This is a genomic window from Serratia marcescens (genome assembly GCF_001902635.1).
Classification (GTDB): Bacteria; Pseudomonadota; Gammaproteobacteria; order Enterobacterales; family Enterobacteriaceae; genus Serratia; species Serratia marcescens_F.
Genome location: NZ_MJAO01000009.1, coordinates 166,759 through 190,186 on the forward strand (window position 1 = coordinate 166,759; position 23,428 = coordinate 190,186).

Annotated in this window: 14 protein-coding genes and 1 riboswitch; of the genes, 8 read left to right on the forward strand and 6 right to left on the reverse strand. The window is 60.8% G+C overall.

Annotated elements, in window-relative coordinates; translation table 11 throughout:
• Positions 1-22: 22 nt before the first annotated feature.
• The 4 genes from malM to BHU62_RS25580 form a co-directional block, all read right to left on the reverse strand.
• On the reverse strand, positions 23-928 hold the full coding sequence (gene malM, locus BHU62_RS11385) for a maltose operon protein MalM (RefSeq protein ID WP_073532104.1): 906 nt from the start codon (positions 926-928) through the stop codon (positions 23-25).
• Between the two features lie 97 nt (positions 929-1,025).
• On the reverse strand, positions 1,026-2,318 hold the full coding sequence (locus BHU62_RS11390) for a maltoporin (protein WP_073532105.1): 1,293 nt from the start codon (positions 2,316-2,318) through the stop codon (positions 1,026-1,028).
• 29 nt (positions 2,319-2,347) lie between these two features.
• Entirely contained in the window at positions 2,348-3,457 is a 1,110-nt protein-coding gene (malK, locus tag BHU62_RS11395; protein WP_073532106.1) for a maltose/maltodextrin ABC transporter ATP-binding protein MalK, read from the reverse strand.
• Complete coding sequence (locus tag BHU62_RS25580) at positions 3,450-4,421, reverse strand: hypothetical protein (protein WP_073532135.1); 972 nt, start codon at positions 4,419-4,421, stop codon at positions 3,450-3,452. Before BHU62_RS25580 ends, malK begins: the two co-directional genes overlap by 8 nt.
• 359 nt (positions 4,422-4,780) lie before the next feature.
• Between BHU62_RS25580 and malE the strand changes: the two genes are divergently transcribed.
• The 3 genes from malE (at position 4,781) to malG (ending at position 8,636) form a co-directional block, all read left to right on the forward strand.
• Entirely contained in the window at positions 4,781-5,974 is a 1,194-nt protein-coding gene (malE, locus tag BHU62_RS11405) for a maltose/maltodextrin ABC transporter substrate-binding protein MalE (RefSeq protein WP_073532107.1), read from the forward strand.
• A gap of 182 nt (positions 5,975-6,156) precedes the next feature.
• The gene (gene malF / locus BHU62_RS11410; protein ID WP_073532108.1) at positions 6,157-7,734 is read left to right on the forward strand and encodes a maltose ABC transporter permease MalF; all 1,578 of its coding nucleotides are present in this window, start codon (positions 6,157-6,159) and stop codon (positions 7,732-7,734) included.
• An 11-nt stretch (positions 7,735-7,745) separates the two neighbouring features.
• Positions 7,746-8,636 carry a maltose ABC transporter permease MalG gene (gene malG, locus BHU62_RS11415; protein WP_073532109.1) on the forward strand — a complete coding sequence of 297 codons (891 nt, stop codon included), beginning with the start codon at positions 7,746-7,748 and terminating at the stop codon, positions 8,634-8,636.
• Positions 8,637-8,848: 212 nt separating this feature from the next.
• Here the strand turns inward: malG and psiE are convergent, their stop codons facing one another.
• Entirely contained in the window at positions 8,849-9,256 is a 408-nt protein-coding gene (psiE, locus tag BHU62_RS11420; protein WP_073532110.1) for a phosphate-starvation-inducible protein PsiE, read from the reverse strand.
• A 225-nt stretch (positions 9,257-9,481) separates the two neighbouring features.
• Here psiE and BHU62_RS11425 point away from each other — a divergent pair, with 225 nt between their 5' ends.
• Positions 9,482-10,918: a capsule assembly Wzi family protein gene (locus BHU62_RS11425; protein WP_073532111.1), complete on the forward strand. Its 1,437-nt coding sequence runs from the start codon at positions 9,482-9,484 to the stop codon at positions 10,916-10,918.
• A 60-nt stretch (positions 10,919-10,978) separates the two neighbouring features.
• Here BHU62_RS11425 and pgi read toward each other — a convergent pair whose 3' ends face one another.
• Positions 10,979-12,625, reverse strand: a complete 1,647-nt coding sequence (gene pgi, locus BHU62_RS11430; RefSeq protein WP_073532112.1) for a glucose-6-phosphate isomerase — start codon at positions 12,623-12,625, stop codon at positions 10,979-10,981.
• Between the two features lie 229 nt (positions 12,626-12,854).
• Between pgi and BHU62_RS11435 the strand changes: the two genes are divergently transcribed.
• The 4 genes from BHU62_RS11435 (at position 12,855) to BHU62_RS11450 (ending at position 23,419) form a co-directional block, all read left to right on the forward strand.
• Positions 12,855-14,663, forward strand: coding sequence for a cation:proton antiporter (locus BHU62_RS11435; protein WP_073532113.1), 1,809 nt, complete (start codon positions 12,855-12,857; stop codon positions 14,661-14,663).
• Between the two features lie 52 nt (positions 14,664-14,715).
• Positions 14,716-14,910, forward strand: a riboswitch (Lysine riboswitch).
• Positions 14,911-15,018: 108 nt separating this feature from the next.
• Positions 15,019-16,386 (forward strand): lysine-sensitive aspartokinase 3, encoded by a 1,368-nt coding sequence (gene lysC, locus BHU62_RS11440; protein WP_073532114.1) that lies wholly within the window; start codon positions 15,019-15,021, stop codon positions 16,384-16,386.
• A 481-nt stretch (positions 16,387-16,867) separates the two neighbouring features.
• Positions 16,868-18,547, forward strand: coding sequence for a ShlB/FhaC/HecB family hemolysin secretion/activation protein (locus BHU62_RS11445; RefSeq protein ID WP_073532115.1), 1,680 nt, complete (start codon positions 16,868-16,870; stop codon positions 18,545-18,547).
• Positions 18,548-18,592: 45 nt separating this feature from the next.
• Positions 18,593-23,419: a hemagglutinin repeat-containing protein gene (locus BHU62_RS11450; RefSeq protein WP_073532116.1), complete on the forward strand. Its 4,827-nt coding sequence runs from the start codon at positions 18,593-18,595 to the stop codon at positions 23,417-23,419.
• Positions 23,420-23,428 lie beyond the last annotated feature (9 nt).

Below are 23,428 nucleotides of genomic sequence, written 5' to 3' on the forward strand. Positions count from 1 at the left end.
CCAGCATCGGCAGCGTCGGGGGTTACCCCTTGCCTTTTACGCTGCTGATAAACGTTTTACGCGCGGTGGTCGAGCCCAGCTTTTCGGCCTCATTCATCAGCTTCAGCGCCTTGTCGATATCGCCCGCCTTCACCGCCTGCTTGATGCCGTTATTGAAGTAGCTTTCGGTATCGTTAAGCATCGGCTCCGCCGGTTTCTCCGGCATCGGTGCCGGCGTGGCCACTGCGGCCGGTGCGGTTGCTCCCACCACCACCGGTGCCACGGTCGGTGCCGGCTGCAACATGCCGATCATCACGTTGCCGGTACCCTGTTCCGCGGTCACCTTGAGCTTCAGCGTACCGGTCGTCGCGTGGCCGGCGATCGGATCCGGAATATCCGGCACCGCATTGCCCACGCCCTGCGCATAGGCCTTGGCCGGGTTGGTCAGCTGCGTGGTTTTCGCCAGATCCTGGCGGGTGGTGTACACCAGCAGGTAAATCTGTTTTTGACCGAGCGCCGGCGTCAGTTTCAGCGTGCCTTCGAGGCGATCGGAGGACATCGCTCCCGGCGGCTGATAAGGGAAATAGCTGCTCGGGTAATACGCCGCCGGGCGCAGGTGCTCGTCCAACACCAGCACGCTCGGCGCATAAATCGAATTGTTTTTGGCGAGGCTGCTCAGCGTCACCTCCAGCGAACCGCGATCGGCAGGCAGCGTATAGGCGGCGATCGCCCCCTGAATATCACCCTGATTGAGCTGCGGGCTGACATTATCGAGCTTCACCTCTTGCGAAACCGGCGGCTGCAGCGGTTGCCACGGCAGGCTTTGCAACGTGGCGGCGCTGATGGCCGGCGCGACGGAAACGTTGGCCGGCGTATCGGCGTTGGCCGCCAAAGGCACGCCGACGGTCAGCGCCAATGACAGGCAGAGTGACAGCAGATTCTTTTTCATCGTTATATCCTCTTTCAGCGCCACGGCGGATCAGGCAAGAGATCCGGCCGCAGCGAATGCGGTTGGGGGAGAGCCTGCGGCCCTCCCCGTCCTGTCGTTACCACCAAATTTCCATCTGGGCGCCGAAGGTGACTTCGTCATCCTTGCCGCGGCTGAAGGTGTGCAGGCTGGTGTCGTTGTAAGCGGTGCCGGCGTTATAACCGGTGTCATCGCCGGTGGCGTAGCCCCACTTCTCATCCCACTTGGCGTAGGTGGCGAACAGACGGATGGCCGGACGCGACCAGATGCTGTTGCCCGCCTGCCATTGCTGCGCCAGGGTCACTTTGTACTGGCCGTTGCGATCGCCGGTGCGCTGGGATTTGACGTTGTCGTAGCCGGCTTCCAGCAGAGTGCTCATGATCGGCGTCCATTTGTACATCGGGCGCACGCCCACGGTATACCAGGTGGTGCCGTTGTTGTTGTCGCGGTCGATGTCCTGGAACATGGCGACGTACATCATGGCCCATTTGTCGTTGAAGTCGATGGCGCCGTGATCCAGCACGCGGATCATCTTGCCGTTGTTATCGATGGTAGCGCCCTGGCTGCGGCCGTTGTTCTGCGAGGTCATCGAGTCGGTGGCGTACTGCACCACAAACTTGTTGTAACCGCTCAGGATGCTCTGCGTGTGTTCCGCGGTGAACATCCAGCCGTCTTTGCTGGCGCCGTCGGCCAGATGGTAGTGATCCTGCGCATTGGCACGGCCATAATCCACGCCCAGCTCCAGGGTGCCGCCCGGGTTCAGTTCCAGCCCGGCCAAGCGCACGTCGAAGGTATCGTTAACGGTCGGGCGCTGTTTCCATTCGTTATCCAGGTAGCCGTAAGAACCGCCGGACTCCGAGTTACGGGTCACGGCGGCGGACAGCTTGCCGAAGCCCAGGTCGATATTTTCCAGGCCGGCGCCTGGGCCGGAGATATCCCAGTAGTAGAAGTCGATCATGTGAACGTCATGACGCTGATAGAAGCGCTTACCGGCCCACAGCGTGGAACCCGGCAGCCAATCGATCAGGTTTTTACCCTGCACGTTCACTTCGCGGAAGCCCGGGGTCACGTCTTCCCAGTCGGAGCGCTGCGACACCGAGTAGGCCAGGTTGGTGTCGAAATAGAAGCTTTTGTCGCCTTCTTTCCACACTTCTTGCCCCAGTTTCAGTTCAGCGTAGGTTTCGCATTCGTTGCCGAGACGGTACTTGCTCGCGGCGCCGGTGGCCTTGAAGCACTGTTGCTCACCGCCGCTGCCGGTCCAGCCGATGCCGGAACGGGCGTAACCGTGGAAGTCCACGGCCAGCGCCTGGGTGGAGAGAACACCGGCGGCGACAGCCAGTGCCAGAGGAAGTTTGCGCAGAGTAGTCATCATTATTCTCCTGTTATGCCGACTTTGATGCTTTAAACGCCCGGCTCCTGGTGCAGCCGTTTACATGCCGTGCCGTCTTCACGGAACAGGTGACAACGGTGAGGCGGCAGGCCGATGGCGAATGTGGCACCTTCTTCTACCAGCACCACGTCGTTCTGGCGGTACACCAGGTTTTGACGGATGGCCGGAATTTGGATGTGGATTTGCGTCTCGTTGCCGAGTTGCTCCACCACCTGTACATCGCCGGTAAGCCGCACTTCGGAGGCTTCGCCGGGCAGCAGATGTTCAGGGCGAATGCCCAATGACATGTTGGCGCCGGGCTGAACGCCCGCGCCCTCCACCGGCAGCCAGACCAGCTGGCGGTTGGGCAGTTCGACCTGCACCTGTTGCGATTCCGCTGCGGTCACCTTGACCGGCAGGAAGTTCATCTTCGGCGAGCCGATAAACCCGGCGACGAAGCGGTTGGCCGGGTAGTGGTACAGTTCCAGCGGTTTGCCGACTTGTGCCACGCGACCGGCGTCGAGCACCACGATCTTGTCGGCCAGCGTCATCGCTTCGACCTGATCGTGGGTGACGTAGATCATGGTGCGCTGCAGGCGCTTGTGCAGACGGGAGATCTCGATACGCATCTGCACCCGCAGTGCGGCGTCGAGGTTGGACAGCGGTTCGTCGAGCAGGAACACGTCCGGCTCGGCCACCAGCGTGCGGCCGATCGCCACGCGCTGACGCTGCCCGCCGGACAGCGCCTTTGGCCGCCGATCGAGCAAGTGCGCCAACTGCAGCACCTCGGAGACCTGGTTCACCCGTTGATTGATTTCCGCTTTCTTGGCGCCGGCCAGCTTCAGGCCGAACGACATGTTGTCCGCCACCGACAGATGCGGATACAGCGCGTAGGACTGGAACACCATGCCGATGCCGCGTTCGGAAGGCGGCACCTCATTCATACGTTGATCGCCGATCATCAGGTCGCCGGAGGTGATGTCCTCCAGCCCGGCGATCATGCGCAGCAGCGTCGATTTGCCGCAGCCCGACGGCCCGACAAACACCACAAACTCGCCGTCTTCGATGGTCAGATTGACGTCTTTGGAAATCACGGCCTCACCGAAGGCCTTATAAACGCTGCGCAGTGTGACGCTAGCCATGCGTTACTCCCCTGCTTTCGCAGTTAACATGTCGTGTGAAAATGGCGGAGGCAAAGCCCGCCAAAACCCATTGATGACCCTCTTGCTGCGCGCCGTGCTGCCATGCCAACGGCAAGGTCGCCTCAGACGGCGCGGCCGCCTGAGTATAAGGCTGCAGGTTTATCAGCGCTTCAAGGCATTGATCCTGATGGGTAATAAGTAAGCGCACCACGCCGTCCCGCTGGCTAATCGCGCTCAGCTCGCCGCGCTGGATCAGCGGCGAACGGCGCAGGGCCAACAGCGCCTGGCAGTAACGTAAGGTGGAGTGGCTGTCGTGCTGTTGGCGGCTGATGGCCAATGCGCGGTGTTCGATCGCCACCTGCTGATACCAGCTGATTTCGCCGGCGGTGACCTGTTCGGGGGCTTCATGCCACGGCATCGGCGTTTGCGCGCCGCGCGGATCCTGCAGGCCGGCGGCGTGCGGCAGCCCCAGCTCTTCGCCCTGGTACAGGCAGATCGGCGCCGGCAACATCGCCAGCAGCGTCAAAAAGGCGGCGGCGGAGCGCAGGTCGCCCTGTCCCCAGCGGCTGACCACCCGCGGCTGTTCGGCGTCGCCGGTGCTCCACAGGCTGTCCGCCAACGAGGCGCGGCGGGCGTGCAGCACCGCCACCAGCTTCTCCGCGCTGAACGGCATCACGTCCAGCGCCAATGCACCGTGGACGAACCGCTGCGGCGCGGCCGCATTGCGAACGCGGTTGGCGTCATCAGCGTACCACAGCGTCAGCCCTTCGGCCGCCACCGTCGCCTCCACTTCCGGCGCCAGCGTCTGCGGCAGCAACAGGCCGTCGATCGACAGCGCTTTCAGATACGGCAGCGCCGCCAGCATGCCGTGCGCGTCGCCCACGCCGTCCCCGTTTCCATCACGGAAACTGGCCGGATGGATCCGGTACAGAGTGGGCTGAGTGGCGATAGGCATTGACGACATAAATCCGGTATCCCTGCTGCGCATGGCGTTGAAAATCAATAAGGCCGATAGTGCGGGAGTCGCCGGAAAGGGTAATCATCCGTAACAGGATTTTTCATGGGGGAGGAGACGGGAGGATGAGAGAACGACCGCGGCGATGAGAAGTTCCGCGCTTAGGGCAAATCTGTGATCGGCCCGGCAAAAATCGTCCCCCTATTTTGTGCCTGACGCCACAGAATAGAGCGCAACGTTAACTGGATCACACTCCTCATTCCAGGGGCGTAGAGGGGGGGAGGATGAGAATATGTCGCGTTGTGACCCACTATTACCGCGAAACGTCTCTCCTTGATTTATGTGCCCACAAAAAGAAGGACTGGATTATGACTCGCAGCATTACCCTCGCCCGCACGCTGGCGCTCTCGGCACTGGCCACTCTGGTGCTCTCTTCTTCCGCCTTCGCCAAGATCGAGGAAGGTAAACTGGTCATCTGGATCAACGGCGACAAGGGCTATAACGGCTTGGCCGAAGTCGGCAAGAAATTCGAAAAAGACACCGGCATCAAAGTCACCGTCGAGCACCCGGACAAACTGGAAGAAAAATACCCGCAGGTGGCCGCCACCGGCGACGGCCCGGACATCATCTTCTGGGCCCACGACCGCTTCGGCGGCTATGCGCAGTCCGGCCTGCTGGCCGAAGTCCACCCGTCCAAAGCCTTCCAGGACAAGCTGTTCCCGTTCACCTGGGACGCCGTGCGCTATGACGGCAAGCTGATCGGCTACCCGATCGCCGTCGAGGCGCTGTCGCTGATTTATAACAAAGACCTGGTCAAACAGCCGCCGAAGACCTGGGAAGAGATCCCGGCGCTGGACAAACAGCTGCGCGCCACCGGCAAGAGCGCCATCATGTGGAACCTGCAGGAACCCTACTTCACCTGGCCTATCATCGCCGCCGATGGCGGTTATGCCTTCAAGTATGAGAACGGCAAATACAATATCAAGGATGTCGGCGTCGCCAACGCCGGCTCGCAGGCCGGCCTGCAGTTCATCGTCGATCTGGTGAAAAACAAACACATCAACGCCGATACCGATTACTCGATCGCCGAAGCCGCGTTCAACAAGGGCCAGACCGCGATGACCATCAACGGGCCGTGGGCCTGGAACAACATCGAGCAGAGCAAAATCAACTACGGCGTCACCCTGCTGCCGACCTTCAAAGGCAAGCCGTCCAAGCCGTTCGTCGGCGTGCTGACCGCCGGCATCAACGCCGCCAGCCCGAATAAAGAGCTGGCGACCGAGTTCCTCGAGAACTACCTGCTGACCAACGAAGGGCTGGCGGACGTCAACAAAGACAAACCGCTGGGCGCGGTGGCGCTGAAGTCCTATCAGGAAGCGTTGGCCAAAGATCCGAAGATCGCCGCCACCATGCAGAACTCGCAAAACGGGGAAATCATGCCGAACATCCCGCAGATGAGCGCCTTCTGGTACGCCGAACGCAGCGCGGTGATCAACGCCGTCAGCGGCCGCCAAACGGTGAAAGCCGCACTGGACGACGTGCAGACCCGCATCACCAAGTAATGACGTAGTGCGGGATTAACATCCCCGAAATAATTGGAGCTACACCGCGACGGCAAGTACGCACATCCCCGGGAGCATAGTTAGCTATGTGAGCGGGGTGAGCGGACGCAGCCAACAAAGGTGTAGCGTCAAGTATGAAGGGGACAAGTGCCCCGCCGTTGCTTCACAGAAAGGAACGCCCTATGCAATTCGCTCACGCCGGGACGCCTGCGCGTAAGAAATCGAAGTGGTGGCAAAGCGACGTGCTGAAATGGCTGGTGGTTGGCCTGTTCAGCCTGGTGACCTGCTACCTGATTGTGTTGATGTATGCACAGGGTGAATACCTGTTCGCCATCCTGACGCTGGTGCTGGTCAGCGCCGGGCTTTACGTCTTCGCCAACCGCCGCGCCTACGCCTGGCGCTATGTGTATCCCGGCATCGCCGGCATGGGGCTGTTCGTCCTGTTCCCGCTGATTTGCACCATCGCCATCGCCTTTACCAACTACAGCAGCACCAACCAGCTGACCTTCGAGCGCGCGCAGTCGGTGCTGATGCAGCGCCAGTTCCAGAGCGGTAAAACCTTTACCTTCGGCCTCTACCCGGCGGAAAACCAGCAGTGGCGCCTGCAGCTGACCGCGCAGGACAGTGAACAACCGCTGATCTCCGAGCCTTTCCGCCTCGACGCCGCGGCGCCGCATCCCCTGAAACTGACGGCGCAAAGCGCAGCGCCGCAGGGTGAACGCGCCACGCTGCGGGTGATCACCCAGAACCGCCAGGCGCTGAGCCAGCTGGTGGCGCAACTGCCCGATGGCGGCGAACTGCGCATGAGTTCCCTGCGCCAGTTCTCCGGTACCCGCCCGCTGTATGCGCTGGACAAGGACGGCAGCACGCTGACCAATAACCAGACCCAGGTGCGCTACCGCCCGAACGACGACATCGGTTTCTACCAGGCGATCAACGCCGACGGCGGCTGGGCGCAGGAGACCCTGAGCCCGGGCTATACCGTCACCACCGGCTGGAAAAACTTCCTGCGGGTGTTGCAGGACGAGGGCATCAAAAAGCCGTTCGTGTCGATCTTCATCTGGACCATCGTGTTCTCGGTGATGACGGTGATCCTCACCGTCGCGGTCGGTATGGTGCTGGCCTGCGTGGTGCAGTGGGAGGCGCTGAAAGGCAAGGCGGTGTACCGCGTGCTGCTGATCCTGCCCTACGCGGTGCCATCGTTCATCTCGATTCTGATCTTCAAGGGCTTGTTCAACCAGAGCTTCGGCGAGATCAACATGATGCTCAGCCATCTGTTCGGTATCAAACCGGCCTGGTTCAGCGACCCGCTCACCGCCAAGAGCATGATCCTGATCGTCAACACCTGGCTCGGTTATCCGTACATGATGATCCTGTGCATGGGGCTGCTGAAAGCGATCCCCGACGATCTTTACGAGGCTTCGGCGATGGACGGCGCCACCCCGTGGCAAAACTTCTTCCGCATCACCTTCCCGCTGCTGATCAAGCCGCTGACGCCGCTGATGATCGCCAGTTTCGCCTTCAACTTTAACAACTTCGTGCTGATTCAGCTGTTAACCAACGGCGGCCCGGACATGATCGGCACCACCACGCCAGCCGGCTATACCGACCTGCTGGTCAGCTACACCTACCGCATCGCCTTCGAAGGCGGCGGCGGACAAGACTTCGGCCTGGCGGCCGCCATCGCCACGCTGATCTTCCTGTTGGTGGGCGCACTGGCGATCCTGAATTTGAAAGCCAGCAAGATGAACTTTGATTAGGGAGAAAAACGATGGCCATGGTTCAACCCAAATCCCAGCGTCTGCGCCTGTGGATCACCCATATTCTGATGCTGTGTTTTATCGCCCTGATCATGTTCCCGCTGCTGATGGTCGTGGCCATTTCGCTACGCTCCGGTAACTTCGCCACCGGCAGCCTGATACCGGAACACATCTCCTGGGATCACTGGCGGCTGGCGCTCGGCTTCAGCGTCACCCACGCCGACGGCAGCGTGACGCCGCCGCCGTTCCCGGTGCTGCTGTGGTTATGGAACTCGATCAAGATCGCGGCGATCACCGCCATCGGCATCGTGACGCTGTCCACCACCTGCGCTTACGCCTTCGCCCGCATGCGCTTTCGCGGCAAGAGCACGCTGCTGAAAAGCATGCTGATCTTCCAGATGTTCCCGGCGGTGCTGTCGCTGGTGGCGCTGTACGCCCTGTTTGATCGCCTGGGCCAGTACATTCCGTTTATCGGTCTGAACACCCACGGCGGGGTGATCTTCGCCTATATGGGCGGCATCGCGCTGCACGTCTGGACCATCAAGGGCTACTTCGAAACCATCGACAATTCGCTGGAAGAGGCGGCTGCACTGGACGGCGCCACGCCGTGGCAGGCGTTCCGTCTGGTGTTGTTGCCGCTGTCGGTGCCGATTCTGGCGGTGGTGTTCATTCTGTCGTTTATCGCCGCCATCACCGAAGTGCCGGTCGCGTCGCTGCTGCTGCGCGATGTGAACAGCTACACGCTGGCGGTGGGGATGCAGCAATATCTCAACCCGCAGAACTATCTGTGGGGCGACTTCGCCGCCGCCGCGGTGCTGTCGGCGATACCGATTACCGCCGTGTTCCTGCTGGCGCAGCGCTGGCTGGTGGGCGGCCTGACGGCCGGCGGCGTGAAGGGGTAATTTGTGCCACTGCAGTGCGTTTGATGTCTTTCTTTATCTTTTACCCTATGGATTTCAAGCTACAGCCAGGCGACCAGTTCGCTCATCCCCGGGCGCTGACTTCAGTAAGTCACTGGGGTTAGCGAGTGCAGTCAACAGCGCTGTAGCTTGCAAGCCGACGGGTAATTATAGCCTGTGTCTTTGGCGGCCTTTGGCCGCCATTTTTATCGCGACTATTCCCGTTTCAGCCGATCGGTATTGGCCAGATAGAGCGTCACCACCAATACCAATATCGCCGCAGCGTAGATCAGGGTATCGATGGGATTTTTGTGGTCAACGATGATCAACCGGATAATCGCGGTAATGCCGATATAAATAAAATAGCGCAGCGGGAAATGATAGCCCGACTCAAAATACTTGACGATCAAGGCGATAAACTCAAAGTACAGGAAGTAAATCACGATGCCTTCAATCAACAAATAAGAAGATGACTCTTCGCTGTTGATAAACAGTACCTTCGCCAGGTGCACGGTTTCCTTGACCAGAAACACCACCAGAATCGCCGCCAGCAGCAGCAAACCCACGTTCAGCACCCGTTGCAACCCTTTCGCTATCGTTATCGAGCGCGATGTTTTCGCCATAAAACCTCTCTTTGAATACCGTTCACATTATCCAAGCGTACCAATATAGGCATTGTCTTAAAAATGAAGCCCCGCTGGAAAGCATTTTAAATCCCATTTATTTCATTAAGTTATAATAAGATGTTTCTGACTTATAGATTTGTAGCAAATTGAAATGTCAACTATCATGGGACACAGAGATCTTGACATAAAACCTATAACCTAGAATTAACAAGGGAATTCCTTATGCGCGCTAAACTTAATGGACTGGTCGCAGCGGGCCTGTTTGCCTGTGCATTGTCCGGCCACGCCGCCGGCCTGGTCACGCCTGACAACGATCTGCGTAACGATCTCGCCTGGTTGTCCGATCGCGGCGTCATCAACGTCAGCCTGTCTACCTGGCCGCTGAGCCAGGAAGAGATCAGTTCCGTTATCGCGCAGGCCAAACCGGTGACCAATACCGAGAAAAACGTCATCGACCGCGTGCAACGCCGCGTCGATGCGTTAAAGGCCAATATCCGCGTTAGCGGCTACGCTTCTACCGACAAACCCGGCACCCCGCAGGGCTTCGGCCAAAACGAGTACGCCGACGATCGCCTGACGATCGGCGCCGGTGCCAACGGCGAGTTCTGGGATGTGCGCCTGCAGGGCTCGGTAGAAGGCGATCAGCGCGTCAGCGACGGCTCCAAATTCAATATGAACGGCTCCTACGGTGCGGTGAAAATCTGGAACCAGTGGCTCTCCTTCGGCGAGGTTTCCCAGTGGTGGGGGCCGGGTTACGACGGCAGCCTGATCCGCTCCGACGCCGCCCGTCCGGTGGCCGGCTTTATGCTGCAGCGCGCCGACCAATCGCCGTTTGAGACCCCGTGGCTGTCGTGGATCGGCCGATGGCAATACCAGCTGACCGCCGGCCAGCTGTCGCAATACAGCTCGGTGCCGCATACCAAACTGATCGGCGGCCGCCTGACCATGATGCCAACAGACTTCCTGGAATTGGGCGCGTCACGCATCATGCAGTGGGGCGGTGAAGGCCGACCACAGTCCTGGAGCTCGTTCTGGAAAGGCGTCAGCGGCCGTGACAACGATGATTCAGGTAAAGGCAACGATCCGGGCAACCAGCTCGGCGGCTTCGACTTTAAGCTGAAGATGCAACCGCTGATCGGCATACCGGTCAGCCTCTACGGTCAATTGGTCGGCGAAGATGAGGCGGGCTATCTGCCGTCGCAAAACACCTATCTGCTCGGGCTGGAAGGCCACCCGGAATGGGGCCCGACCACCATCAACTGGTATATCGAAGGGGCCGATACCCGTTCGAATATGAGCCGTGAGAATTACGTGTACAGGCATTACATTTACACTGGCGGCTACTACCAGCAGGGTTACCCGCTGGGCCACCCGATGGGCGGCGACGGTCAGATGCTGTCCGGGCGCGTAGAGCTGGTGCTGGACGATAGCCAGCGCTGGAGCACCCGCCTGGTGTACGCCAAGGTGAACCCGAAGAACCAAGACTTCAACAAGGCATTCCCGAAATCCGATACGCTGAAGGGCATCCAGGTCGGTTGGGGTTACACCTTCCCGTCCCAGGTTAAGTTCGACACCAGCCTGTGGTACACCGACAACGATCACAGCACCGCCGACGACGTGGGCGCTGGCGTCAGCTTCGAAGTGCCGATCAACCTGTAATTTTTGCAGACGTAAAAAAACCCGCCGCGGCGGGTTTTTTATTGGCATCAATTCAGGCGATTAGCGCCATTCCTTGAAGCGGTTGATCAGCGCATTGGTCGAGCTGTCGTGGCTGCTGATTTTCTCGCTGCCCGCCAGTTCCGGCAGGATGCGGTTGGCCAGCTGTTTGCCCAGCTCCACGCCCCACTGATCGAAGGTGAAGATGTTCAGGATCGCGCCCTGGGTGAAGATTTTGTGCTCGTACAGCGCGATCAGGCTGCCCAGGCTGAACGGCGTGATTTCACGCAGCAGGATCGAGTTGGTCGGGCGGTTGCCTTCAAACACTTTGAACGGCGCCACGTGCTTGACCTGCTCAGGGGTTTTACCCTGCGCCGCGAACTCGGCTTCCACCACCTCCAGCGACTTGCCGAACGCCAACGCCTCGGTCTGGGCGAAGAAGTTGGACAGCAGTTTGGCATGGTGATCGCCCAGCGGGTTATGGCTGATGGCCGGCGCGATGAAATCGCACGGCACCAGCTTGGTGCCCTGGTGGATCAGCTGATAGAACGCGTGTTGGCCGTTGGTGCCCGGCTCGCCCCAGATGATTGGGCCGGTCTGGTAATCAACCGGATTGCCGTTGCGATCGACGTATTTGCCGTTGGATTCCATGTTGCCCTGCTGGAAGTAAGCGGCAAAACGGTGCATGTACTGATCATACGGCAGAATGGCTTCGGTCTCAGCGCCGAAGAAGTTGTTGTACCAGATGCCGATCAGCGCCAGCAGCACCGGCAGGTTTTTCTCCGCCGGCGTTTCGGCGAAGTGTTTGTCCATGGCGTGCGCGCCACTCAGCAGCTGCTCGAAGTGGTCATAACCGATGGACAGCGCGATCGACAGGCCGATCGCCGACCACAGGGAGTAACGGCCGCCCACCCAGTCCCAGAACTCGAACATGTTGTCGGTATCGATGCCGAACTCGGACACCGCTTTGGCGTTGGTGGACAGCGCGGCAAAGTGTTTGGCCACGTGCTGTTGATCGGCGGCGCTGCTCAGGAACCAGTCGCGCGCGCTGTGGGCGTTGGTCATGGTTTCCTGGGTGGTGAAGGTTTTGGAGGCCACCAGGAATAGCGTGGTTTCCGGGTTCAGCGGCTTCAGCGTTTCGGCGATGTGGGTGCCGTCAACGTTGGAGACAAAGTGCATGTTCAGGTGGTTCTTATAAGGGCGCAGCGCTTCGGTCACCATGTAAGGGCCGAGGTCCGAACCGCCGATGCCGATGTTCACCACGTCGGTGATCGGCTTGCCGGTGTAGCCTTTCCACTCGCCGCCGATGACGCGCGCGCAGAACTGTTTGATCTTGGCCAATACCGCGTTCACTTCCGGCATCACATCTTTGCCGTCGACGACGATCGGGCTGTTGCTGCGGTTGCGCAGAGCAATGTGCAACACCGCGCGATCTTCGGTGCGGTTGATTTTCTCGCCGGCGAACATCGATTTGATGGCGCCTTGCAGATCGGTTTCTTTCGCCAGCGCCTGCAGTTTCTCCAGGGTTTCCTGCGTGATACGGTTCTTGGAATAGTCCACCAACATTTGGTCGTTGAAGGTCGCGGAGAACCTGGAGAAACGATCGCTGTCCTGGGCGAACAGGTCGGCGATCCGTACGTCTTTCATCTGTGCATAATGTTGCTGCAGGGCTTGCCAAGCAGCGGTTTGACTAGGATTGATATTTTTCATAGCAACACTCTTAGGCTTGAGAATAAAAATGACGCGTTTGTCCGATTGTAGCCTGTTCGACTGTGATTATGATCTCTTTTCTTGCGATAGGCGTTAACTGTCAACGCATTGCCGCCTCGTTTCAGCTTTCACTCTATACTTTTGGCTAACGGCCTGTTATCGGGGTTGCCGAATTGTCATCAGGCTGTGTCATCGTTGCTCATTTCGTCATTTGAAAGGGACCTCGCTTATGGAATTATCCGCCCCGCTCATGTTGGTGTTGATCGGCCTGGCGTCGCTGCTGGCGCAGTGGCTGGCCTGGTTGCTGCGCCTGCCGGCCATTTTGCCGCTGTTGCTGTTCGGCATCGTGCTCGGCCCGGCCGCACACCTGGTGCAGCCGGATCGGCTGTTCGGCGACCTGCTGTTTCCGCTGGTGTCGCTGTCGGTGGCAATCATCCTGTTCGAGGGGGCGCTGACACTGCGTTTCGAGGAGATACGCGGTCTCGGCGGCGTAGTGCGCAACCTGGTCACCGTCGGCATGCTGGCCACCTTTCTGGTCATCAGCCTCGCCGGCTGGTGGCTGCTGGACTTCCCGCCGGAGCTGGCGGCGCTGATCGGCGCGGTGACGGTGGTGACCGGGCCGACGGTGATCGCCCCGCTGATGCGCGTGGTGCGGCCGAACGCCAACATTAACCAGGTGCTGCGCTGGGAAGGGATCGTCATTGATCCGGTCGGCGCCATCTTCACCCTGCTGGTGTTCGAATTCATCGTGCTGAAGCAGAATGCGGAGTCCTACACCCACCTGTTTTGGACGCTGGGTACCACCGCCGCCGTCGGCCTGACCGCCGGCGCGCTGTTCGGCTATCTGCTCGGCCTGGCGCTGCGCCGCGTCTGGTTGCCGCGCTACCTGCAGAACCTGGCGGTGCTGGCGATCATGCTGACCGCCTTCGGCGTTTCCAACGCCATCGCCGACGAATCCGGCCTGCTGACCGTCACGGTGATGGGCATCTGGCTGGCCAACATGCGCGACGTGGACACCAGCGACATTCTGGCGTTCAAAGAGGAGTTGTCGGCGATCCTGATCTCGGCGCTGTTCATCATTCTGGCGGCGCGGCTCGACATTCAGGCGCTGTGGAACATGGGTTGGCCGCTGCTCCTGCTGTTGTTGGCGGTGCAGTTCATCGCCCGGCCGCTGTGCATCGCGGTGTCGACCTGGCGATCCTCTCTGCACTGGCGCGATCGGCTGCTGCTGTGCTGGATCGCTCCGCGCGGCATCGTCGCCGCGGCGGTCAGTTCGCTGTTTGCGCTGACGCTGCAGCGTAGCGGTTATCAGGGCGCCGACCGGTTGGTGACCGTGGTGTTCGCCATCATCATCGGCACCGTGGTGTTGCAAAGCCTGACCAGCGGCATGATGGCGCGCTGGCTACGGGTGCAGCAGCAAAAGCCGCGTGGCGTGCTGATCGTCGGCGCCAACAGCGTGGCGCGCATGTTGGCGCAGGCGTTGATCAAGCTGAACGTGCCGGTGCTCGTCACCGACAGCAGCTGGGAATACTATCGCCAGGCACGTATGGAGGGCATCCCGGCCTACTATGGCCACGCCTACTCCGAACATGCCGAGAACTATCTCGATCTGAGCAATATCGCCCAGGTGTTGGCGCTGTCGCCCAATCGCCACCAAAACGCGCTGGCGGTCTACCACTTCGGCCATCTCTTCGGCGAGGATCACGTGTTCGCCATCCGCTCTGGGGCACCGTTGAAAGGTCGCGGCGCCAGCGCGGAAAGCGCGCGTTTCCGGCGGCATGAAATTTTATTTAATCAGGAAGCCACCTACGGCCGCCTGAGCAGCCTGCTCGCCAGGGGAGCCACCATCAAGGCGACCAAATTGAACGAAAATTTCGGTTGGCCGGAGTATTTGGAAAAACATCAGGGCGTTATCCCGTTATTCAGCCAAAAGGAAGACGGTTCTCTGCAACCGATTGCCACCGGTTCCACGCCCGCGATGCCCTGTACGCTTATCGCGCTGGTACAAGATGAAAATCCCTCACCGTCTGTACGTTGACAGAATGACGATAACCGGCTATTCCTAACAGCCTACTTGCGCACCCGGTGCGCAAGCCAGAAGAGGCGCGTCGCCCAGGTAGAGTGTCAGAGGAGCCGTTTTTCCGTTGACGACACCCGAGGGGGAGCGACGCCGAGGTAGGGTGATGGACGGCCATTATCGTATCGACTACAGGGGCTGAATCCCCTGGGTTGTCACCAGGGGATCGCCTACAGGGCGATCGACAAGGTGGGGCGCTTCTGGGTGTATCGTAGCCTGACCTCTACGCCTGCCCCCTGTTTACCGCTCTCCCCTTGTGCCAAGGCTATGGAATTAAAGTGCCCCCAAACGGGCATCCCTGACACGAGGTTTCTACATGAACCAAGCAGCACCCCAGAATTCCACCGTGGTAGCCAAGTTCGGCGGCACCAGCGTCGCCGACTTTGAAGCCATGAACCGCAGCGCCGACGTCGTGCTGGCCAACCCGCAGGTGCGCCTGGTGGTGTTGTCCGCTTCGGCGGGCGTCACCAACCTGTTGGTCGCCCTGGCCGAAGGTTGCGAGGCCGACAAGCGCAATGACCAGCTTGATGAGATCCGCCGCATCCAGTACGCCATCCTCGATCGCCTGACGGCGCCGGCGGTGATCCGCGAAGAGATCGACCGCCTGCTGGAAAACATCGCCATGCTGTCGGAAGCCGCATCGCTGGCCACCTCGACGGCGTTGACCGACGAGCTGGTCAGCCATGGGGAGCTGATGTCCACCCTGCTGTTTGTCGAGATCCTCCGCGCCCGTAACGTGCAGGCCGAATGGTTCGACGTGCGTAAAGTGATGCGCACCGACGATCACTTCGGCCGCGCCGTGCCGGACAGCGCCGCGCTGAGCGAGCTGGCCCAGACGCAGTTAAAGCCGCGCCTGCAAGAAGCGCTGGTGGTCACCCAGGGCTTTATCGGCAGTGAGCCGAAAGGCCGCACCACCACGCTGGGCCGCGGCGGCAGCGACTATACCGCCGCGCTGCTCGGCGAGGCGCTCGGTGTCGCTCGGGTAGATATCTGGACCGATGTGCCGGGCATCTACACCACCGATCCGCGCGTGGTACCGGCAGCCAAGCGCATCGACAAAATCGGTTTCGAAGAGGCGGCGGAAATGGCCACCTTCGGCGCCAAAGTACTGCACCCGGCCACCCTGCTACCGGCGGTGCGCAGCGACATTCCGGTATTCGTCGGCTCCAGCAAGGATCCGGCGGCCGGCGGCACGCTGGTGTGCAACACCACCGAGAACCCGCCGCTGTTCCGCGCGCTGGCGCTGCGCCGCAAGCAAACGCTGCTGACGCTGCATAGCCTGAACATGCTGCACGCCCGTGGCTTCCTGGCCGAGGTGTTCAACATTCTGGCGCGCCACAATATCTCCGTCGATCTAATCACCACCTCGGAGGTCAGCATCGCGCTGACCATGGACACCACCGGCGCCACCTCCGCCGGCGGCAGCCTGCTGACCACCTCGCTGTTGACCGAGCTGTCGTCGCTGTGCCGGGTGGAAGTGGAAGAGAACCTGGCGCTGGTGGCGATCATCGGCAACCAGCTGTCGCGGGCCTGTGGCGTGGGCAAAGAGGTATTCGGCGTGCTCGATCCGTTCAATATCCGCATGATCTGCTACGGTGCCAGCAGCTATAACCTGTGCTTCCTGGTGCCGGGCGACGAGGCCGAGCAGGTAGTGCGCACCCTGCACCACAATCTGTTCGAATAAGTGATTACCCCCTGATTGCGGGCGCAGCACGCTGTGTCCCATCGTCCTCTCGCCGCCGGCGGGTTATTGGTCCGGCCGCCCCATCAAGAAAAAATAATCGGCTTACGGGGCGCAAACATTTGCGTCCCCAATGTCTTCTGCGAAATTTCGTATTTCCCACTGGTCGGATTGTCATAATTCCCCCCATCCCCTATCATCCGTGAAAAATAAAAATTCAGATTCTTCCTATCCATGCCGATAATGTTGGTAATAGGGAAAGTCTCGCTACTTTTTTTAATTAATTAAGTCACCAGGGTTGCCCGCCATAAAAGAAGCAGCCTAATTATTATTTAGATCTATACCCACCGTCTTATTTGCTGCGGCAAATCAAGATACCTCGCAATGTGCATGTCGCTCAGTATTTCGGGTCGGCCGTCGGTCGCCCGTGGTTAACCTCATGGATTGGGCTGGCCGCCCCGGCGGTCTCTCATAATGGATTACAATGATAAAAAAAATTACCGCATTGACGCTGCTTGTCAGCACGGCCCTATCCGCCGAAACCCTGCCGGACTCCCACATGATGCGGGATATGTCGATGGGGGAGTCGCGCCGCGCGCTGCAAGACAGCACGCGTGAAGTCAACCAGCTGATCGAGCAACGCCGTTACCAACAGCTGAAGCAGCAGCGCTTGCTGGCGGAGCCGGAACCGGCCGCGGCCGCCCTGCCGCAGTCCGCGCAGTGCCTGCCTATCGCCGGCGTTTATCTACAGGGCGTCACCCTGCTTACGCCGGCCGATTTATCCGCCCTGAGCGCGCTGCCAGAACAGTGCATCAGCAGCAACGATATCAATCGCCTGACCCGTGAATTAACGCGCCTTTATGTGCAAAAAGGCTATATCACCGCTCGCGTGCAAATTGTCCGCCCTAATTCGCACGGGGAATTAGGGCTGAGCGTGACCGAAGGATTTATCGAGAAAATAGAAGGCGGCGATCGCTGGGTCAACAGCCGGTTATTATTTCCGGGGCTGGAAGGCAAGCCGTTGAAATTAACCGAACTCGACCAAGGGTTGGATCAGGCCAATCGTTTGCAATCGAATACCACCAAGCTGGATATATTACCCGGCCGCCAGGTCGGCGGTTCGGTCATTCGTTTGCGCAATCAGCACACCAAGCCCTGGCTGATTACCGCCGGTACGGACAACTATGGCCAGAAAAGCACCGGCCAGTGGCTGGCGCGCGGCACCGCCACGCTGGACAGCCCGTTCGGCCTGTCGGACTTCGTCAGCCTGAATGCCAACAGCACGCTGGAAAACCCGGCTCACCGCTACAACCGCGCCTACACTCTGCTCTATTCGCTGCCGTACGGCGCATTCACCTTCAGCGGGTTCGCCAGCTTCTCGTCCTATGAAAACCGCCAGCAACTGCAGCACAACGTGGTCAAACTGCACGGCCAAACCCAACAGTACGGGCTGCGCAGCGACTACGTGTTTTACCGCGATCACGATCAAATAGACAGCCTGAGCGGTCAGTTGACCTACAAGCGCATCGACAACTACTTCGAAAGCGTGCGTCTCGAAGTCAGCAGCCCAACGCTGACCCTGGCCGAGCTGAGCGCCAGCCATCTGCAAATTTTGCCCAACGGAGCGTTCAGCGCCAACCTCAGCGTCGAACAGGGCCTGCCCTGGCTGGGCGCCGGACGTCATCCGAGCACCGTGCACCTCGACAGCCAATTCACCAAGGGCAAACTGTTCGCCAACCTCAGCCAGCGCCTCAACCTGGGTGACGCGACCTATCAGCTCAACAACCTGTTCTACGGCCAATACAGCCGCGATCCGCTGCCCGGCGTAGAGTGGCTGAGCCTTACCGATCGCAGCGCCGTGCGCGGCTTCAGCCGCAGCACCCAGTCCGGCGACAACGGCTGGTATCTGCAGAACACGCTGTCGCGCAGCTTCAATCTGGGCGCCACCACGCTGACGCCGCGCCTCGGTGCCGACGTCGGCCGCATTTTGCCGCGTCAGGACAGCTCGGGCTGGCGCAGCAGCGCCGGTCTGAGCAGCGGCGCCACATTACGCTATCAACGGGCGTTGATCGATGTCGAGGTCAGCCGCGGCTGGATCTTGTCGAACCATGCCACGCCTGAAGATCCCGTTCAGGTCCTGGCGCGTTTTTCTTACACCTTTTAATCAACAGTTTTGCAGGATCCCACGGCAATACACGGAGATACATGGATGAAAAATAATAACTTCAGGCTTTCAGCAGCGGGCAAACTGGCCGCCGCGTTGGCGATTATTCTCGCCGCTTCAGGCGGCACCTACGCCGCGGAGATCGTCGCGGCCAACGGCGCCAACGGCCCCGGCGTTTCCACCGCCGCCACCGGCGCGCAGGTAGTCGACATCGTCGCGCCGAACGGCAACGGGCTGTCGCACAACCAATATCAGGACTTCAACGTCAACCAGCCCGGCGCGGTGCTGAACAACTCCCGCGAAGCCGGGCTGTCACAGCTGGCCGGCCAACTGGGCGCCAACCCCAATCTGGGTGGGCGCGAAGCCAGCGTGATCCTCAACGAAGTGATCGGCCGCAATCCTTCTCTGCTACACGGCCAGCAAGAGATCTTCGGCATGGCGGCCGACTACGTGCTGGCCAACCCGAACGGCATCAGCTGCCAGGGCTGCGGGTTCATCAATACCAGCCGCTCCTCGCTGGTGGTCGGCAACCCACTGGTTGAAAACGGCCTGCTACAGGGCTACAGCACCTTCGGCAACCGCAATACTCTGAGCCTCAACGGCACCCTGAACGCCGGCGGCGTGCTGGATCTGATCGCGCCGAAGATCGACAGCCGCGGCGAAGTGATCGTGCAAGACTTCAAACACCGCGACGGCAACGTAACGCCGGCGGCGATCAACGCCATCAGCGGCCTTAACCGCGTGGCGCGCGACGGCAACGTGCTGGCCAGCGAACAACCGACGACCGCGTTGGACAGCTACTACCTCGGCAGCATGCAGGCCGGGCGCATCAATATCATCAACACCGCGCAGGGCAGCGGCGTGAAACTGGCCGGCACGCTGGCCGCCGGCGACGAGCTCAAGGTGAAAGCCTATGACATCCGTAGCGAAAGCCGCGTGGACAACGCCAATAACAGCAGCAACGGCGGCGAGAACTACCAGAACTACCGCGGCGGCATCTACGTCAACGACCGCAACAGCAGCCAGAAACTGACCCGCACCGAGCTGAAAGGCAAAAATATCAGCCTGGTGGCAGATAACCACGCGCACCTCACCGCCACCGATATTCGCGGCGAAGATATTACGCTGCAGGGCGGCAAGCTGACGCTCGACGGCCAGCAGCTGAAGCAGACGCAGGGCCACACCGACAATCGCTGGTTCTACTCCTGGCAATACGACGTCACCCGTGAACGCGAGCAACAGCAGCAGGCGGGTAGCACCGTCGCCGCCAGCGGCAACGCCAAACTCATCAGCACCCAGGAAGACGTGCAACTGCTGGGCGCCAACGTCAGCGCCGACCGGGCGCTGAGCGTCAAAGCGGCGCGCGACGTGCACCTCGCCGGGCTGGTGGAGAAAGATAAATCCAGCGAGCGCGGCTACCAGCGCAACCACACCTCCAGCCTGCGTACCGGCAGCTGGAGCAGCAGCGACGAAAGCGAAAGCCTGAAGGCCAGCGAGCTGCGCAGCAAAGGCGCACTGACGCTGGAGGCCGGCAACAACGTCGACACCCAGGGTGCCAAAGTGCATGCCGAACGCGATCTGACGGTCAATGCCGGCAACCAGATCCAGGTCGGGGTGCAGAAAACCGCTAACGCCAAGGCAGTGCGCGATGACAAAACCTCCTGGGGCGGCATCGGCGGTGGCGACAACAAGAACAACAGCAATCGCCGCGAAGTCAGCCACGCTTCCGAACTGACCAGCGACGGCACGCTGCGCCTGAACGGCCAGCAGGGCGTCACCATCACCGGTAGCAAGGCGCGCGGTAAGGAAGGCGGCCTGGTCACCGCCACCCAGGGCGGCCTGCGCATCGACAACGCGCTGAGCACCACCGTAGACAAGATCGACGCGCGCACCGGCACCGCCTTCAACATCACCAGCAGCTCGCACAAGGCCGACAACAGCTACCAGAGCAGCACCGCCAGCGAGTTGAAGTCTGACACCAATCTGAAGCTGGTCAGCCGCAAAGATACCGACGTGATCGGCAGCCAGGTCACCAGCGGCGGTGAGCTGAGCGTCACTTCACAAACCGGCAATATCAACGTCAAGGCCGCCGAGCAGCAGCAAAAAATCGACGAGCAGAAGACCGCGCTCACCGTCAACGGCTACGCGAAAGAAGCCGGTGACAAGCAATACCGTGCCGGTTTGCGCATCGAACACACCAGCGACAGCGAAAAAACCACCCGCACCGAGAATCGCTCTTCGACCCTCAGCGGCGGCAACGTGAAGCTTGAGGCGGATAAGGACGTGACCTTCAGCGGATCCAAACTGGTCGCCGACAAGGGTGACGCCAGCGTCAGCGGCAATAAGGTCTCGTTCCTGGCTGCCGACGATAAAACCACCTCGGACACCGAACAGACCAAGATCGGCGGCGGTTTCTATTACACCGGCGGCATCGACAAGCTCGGCAGCGGCGTAGAAGCCGGTTACGAGAACAGCAAAACGCATGCGGAAAACAGCAAGGCGGTCACTTCCGGCAGCGACGTCAAAGGCAACCTGACGATCAACGCCCGCGATAAGCTGACCCAGCAAGGCACACAGCACAACGTCGGCGGTGCCTATAAAGAGAACGCCGCCAGCGTTGATCACCTGGCCACCGCCGATACCGCCAGCACCACCACCCACAAAACCGACGTCGGGGTAAACATCGGCGCCAACGTTGATTACAGTGCCGTCACCCGTCCGGTCGAACGTGCGGTCGGCAAAGCGGCCAAGCTGGACGCCACCGGCGTCATCAACGATATCGGCGGCATCGGTGCGCCTAACGTCGGTCTGGATATCGGCGCGCAGGGCGGCAGCAGCGAAAAACGCAGCAGCAGCTCGCAAGCGGTGGTCAGCTCGGTGAAAGCCGGCAGCATCGACATCAACGCCAAAGGCGAAGTGCGCGATCAGGGCACGCAGTACCAGGCGAGCAAAGGTGCGGTCAATCTGACGGCGGACAGCCACCGCAGCGAAGCCGCGGCGAACCGCCAGGAAGAACAGAACCGCGACACCCGCGGCAGCGCCGGCGTACGCGTCTATACCACCACCGGCAGCGATCTGACCGTGGACGCCAAAGGCGAAGGCGGCACCCAGCGTAGCAACAGCAGCGCGAGCCAGGCGGTGACCGGCTCGATCGACGCCGCCAACGGCATCAACGTCAACGTGAAACAAGACGCGGTCTATCAGGGCACCGCGCTGAACGGCGGCAACGGTAAAACCGTCGTCGACGCCGGCGGCGATATCCGTTTCGATCAGGCCAGCGACAAACAGAGCGAGAGCCACAGCGGCTTCAACGTCAAAGCCTCGGCGAAGGGCGGCTTCACCGCCGACAGCAAAAACTTCGGCGCCGGTTTTGGCGGCGGCACCAACAACGGTGAGAGCGGCAGCAGCACCGCGCAGGTCGGCAAGGTCAGCGGCCAGCAGGGTGTGGCGCTGAACGCAGGCCGCGATCTGACGCTGACAGGCACCGACGTCAAGAGCCAGGGCGACGTCACCCTGAGCGCAGGCAATAAGGTCGCGCTGCAGGCGGCGGAATCGACCCAAACGCGTAAAGAGAGCAAGCTGTCCGGCAATATCGATCTGGGTGGCGGCAGCAGCGACGGCAAGGAAAAAACCGGCGGTAACCTCTCCATCGGCGGCGCCTTCGACATCGCCAAGGTGAATGAGTCCGCGACCGAGCGCCAGGGCGCCAACATCGCTTCTGACGGCAAGGTCACCCTTTCCGCCAGCGGCAAAGGCGATGACGCGCTGCATCTGCAGGGCGCTAAAGTCAGCGGCGGCAGCGCCGAGCTCGCGGCGAAAAACGGCGGCATCCTGTTGGAGTCGGCGCAGGATGAGCAGCATAAGAACAACTGGAACCTGGGCATCAAAGCCAACGCCAAAGGCGGCCAAACGTTCAATAAGGACGCCAGCGGCAAGGTCGATCCAAACTCCGGCAAAGACACCCACACGCTGGGCGCCGGTCTGAAAGTCGGCGTGGAACAGTTGGATAAAACCACCCACGGCAATACCGGCATTCAAGCGGGCGAGGTGACGCTCAACAGCGGCAAGGACACTCGTCTCGCCGGTGCGCGCGTTGACGCCGACAGTGTGCAAGGCAAGGTCGGCGGCGATCTGCGCATCGAAAGCCGCAAGGACGTCGAGAAAGGTGTGAAGGTGGATGTGGATGCCGGTCTGAGCCACACCAACGATCCGGGCAGCAGCATCACCTCCAAGCTGTCGAAAGTGGGCACGCCGCGCTACGCCGGTAAGGTGAAAGAGAAGCTGGACGCCGGCGTGAACAAAGTGGCCGACGCCACCACCGATAAGTACAACAGCGTGGCACGTCGCCTCGATCCGCAGCAGGACACCACCGGTGCAGTCAGCTTCAATAAGGCTGACGGCAAAGTGACGCTGCCGGAAACGCTGGCCGGTGAGAAGCCGCAAGGGCCGCTGTGGGATCGCGGTGCGCGCACCGTCGGCAACGCGGTGAAAGACAGCATCACCGGGCCGGCGGGTCGCCAGGGGCAGCTCAAGGTCAACGCCGAGGTGGTGAACAACAACGCGGTCGGCGAGCAATCGGCGATTACCGGTAAGAACGGCGTGGCGCTGCAGGTGGAGGGCAAAACCCAACTGACCGGCGGTGAAATTCGCAGCCAGCAGGGCCAGGTGGAACTGGGCGGCAGCAAAGTCAGCCGACAGGACGTCAGCGGCCAGCGTTACCAGGGCGGCGGGCGCGTCGACGTGGCCGCCACGGTAGGCGGTCTGTTAGGCGGGGCGGCGAAGCAAAGCATCGACGGCAACGTGCCGTTTGTCAGCGGCCATGCCTCAACCCAACCGGCGGACGCCAAAGCGGGCGTGTTCAGCGGCAAGTAACCGCCCGCC

Bases quoted from the DNA above. Each gene is read 5' to 3' on its own strand.
- psiE (WP_073532110.1), bottom strand. From the start codon at position 9,256: ATGGCGAAAACATCGCGCTCGATAACGATAGCGAAAGGGTTGCAACGG.
- BHU62_RS11450 (WP_073532116.1), top strand. From the start codon at position 18,593: ATGAAAAATAATAACTTCAGGCTTTCAGCAGCGGGCAAACTGGCCGCC.
- pgi (WP_073532112.1), bottom strand. From the start codon at position 12,625: ATGAAAAATATCAATCCTAGTCAAACCGCTGCTTGGCAAGCCCTGCAG.
- malG (WP_073532109.1), top strand. From the start codon at position 7,746: ATGGCCATGGTTCAACCCAAATCCCAGCGTCTGCGCCTGTGGATCACC.
- malK (WP_073532106.1), bottom strand. From the start codon at position 3,457: ATGGCTAGCGTCACACTGCGCAGCGTTTATAAGGCCTTCGGTGAGGCC.
- lysC (WP_073532114.1), top strand. From the start codon at position 15,019: ATGAACCAAGCAGCACCCCAGAATTCCACCGTGGTAGCCAAGTTCGGC.
- malM (WP_073532104.1), bottom strand. From the start codon at position 928: ATGAAAAAGAATCTGCTGTCACTCTGCCTGTCATTGGCGCTGACCGTC.
- BHU62_RS25580 (WP_073532135.1), bottom strand. From the start codon at position 4,421: ATGTCGTCAATGCCTATCGCCACTCAGCCCACTCTGTACCGGATCCAT.
- BHU62_RS11435 (WP_073532113.1), top strand. From the start codon at position 12,855: ATGGAATTATCCGCCCCGCTCATGTTGGTGTTGATCGGCCTGGCGTCG.
- BHU62_RS11425 (WP_073532111.1), top strand. From the start codon at position 9,482: ATGCGCGCTAAACTTAATGGACTGGTCGCAGCGGGCCTGTTTGCCTGT.
- BHU62_RS11445 (WP_073532115.1), top strand. From the start codon at position 16,868: ATGATAAAAAAAATTACCGCATTGACGCTGCTTGTCAGCACGGCCCTA.
- malF (WP_073532108.1), top strand. From the start codon at position 6,157: ATGCAATTCGCTCACGCCGGGACGCCTGCGCGTAAGAAATCGAAGTGG.
- malE (WP_073532107.1), top strand. From the start codon at position 4,781: ATGACTCGCAGCATTACCCTCGCCCGCACGCTGGCGCTCTCGGCACTG.
- BHU62_RS11390 (WP_073532105.1), bottom strand. From the start codon at position 2,318: ATGATGACTACTCTGCGCAAACTTCCTCTGGCACTGGCTGTCGCCGCC.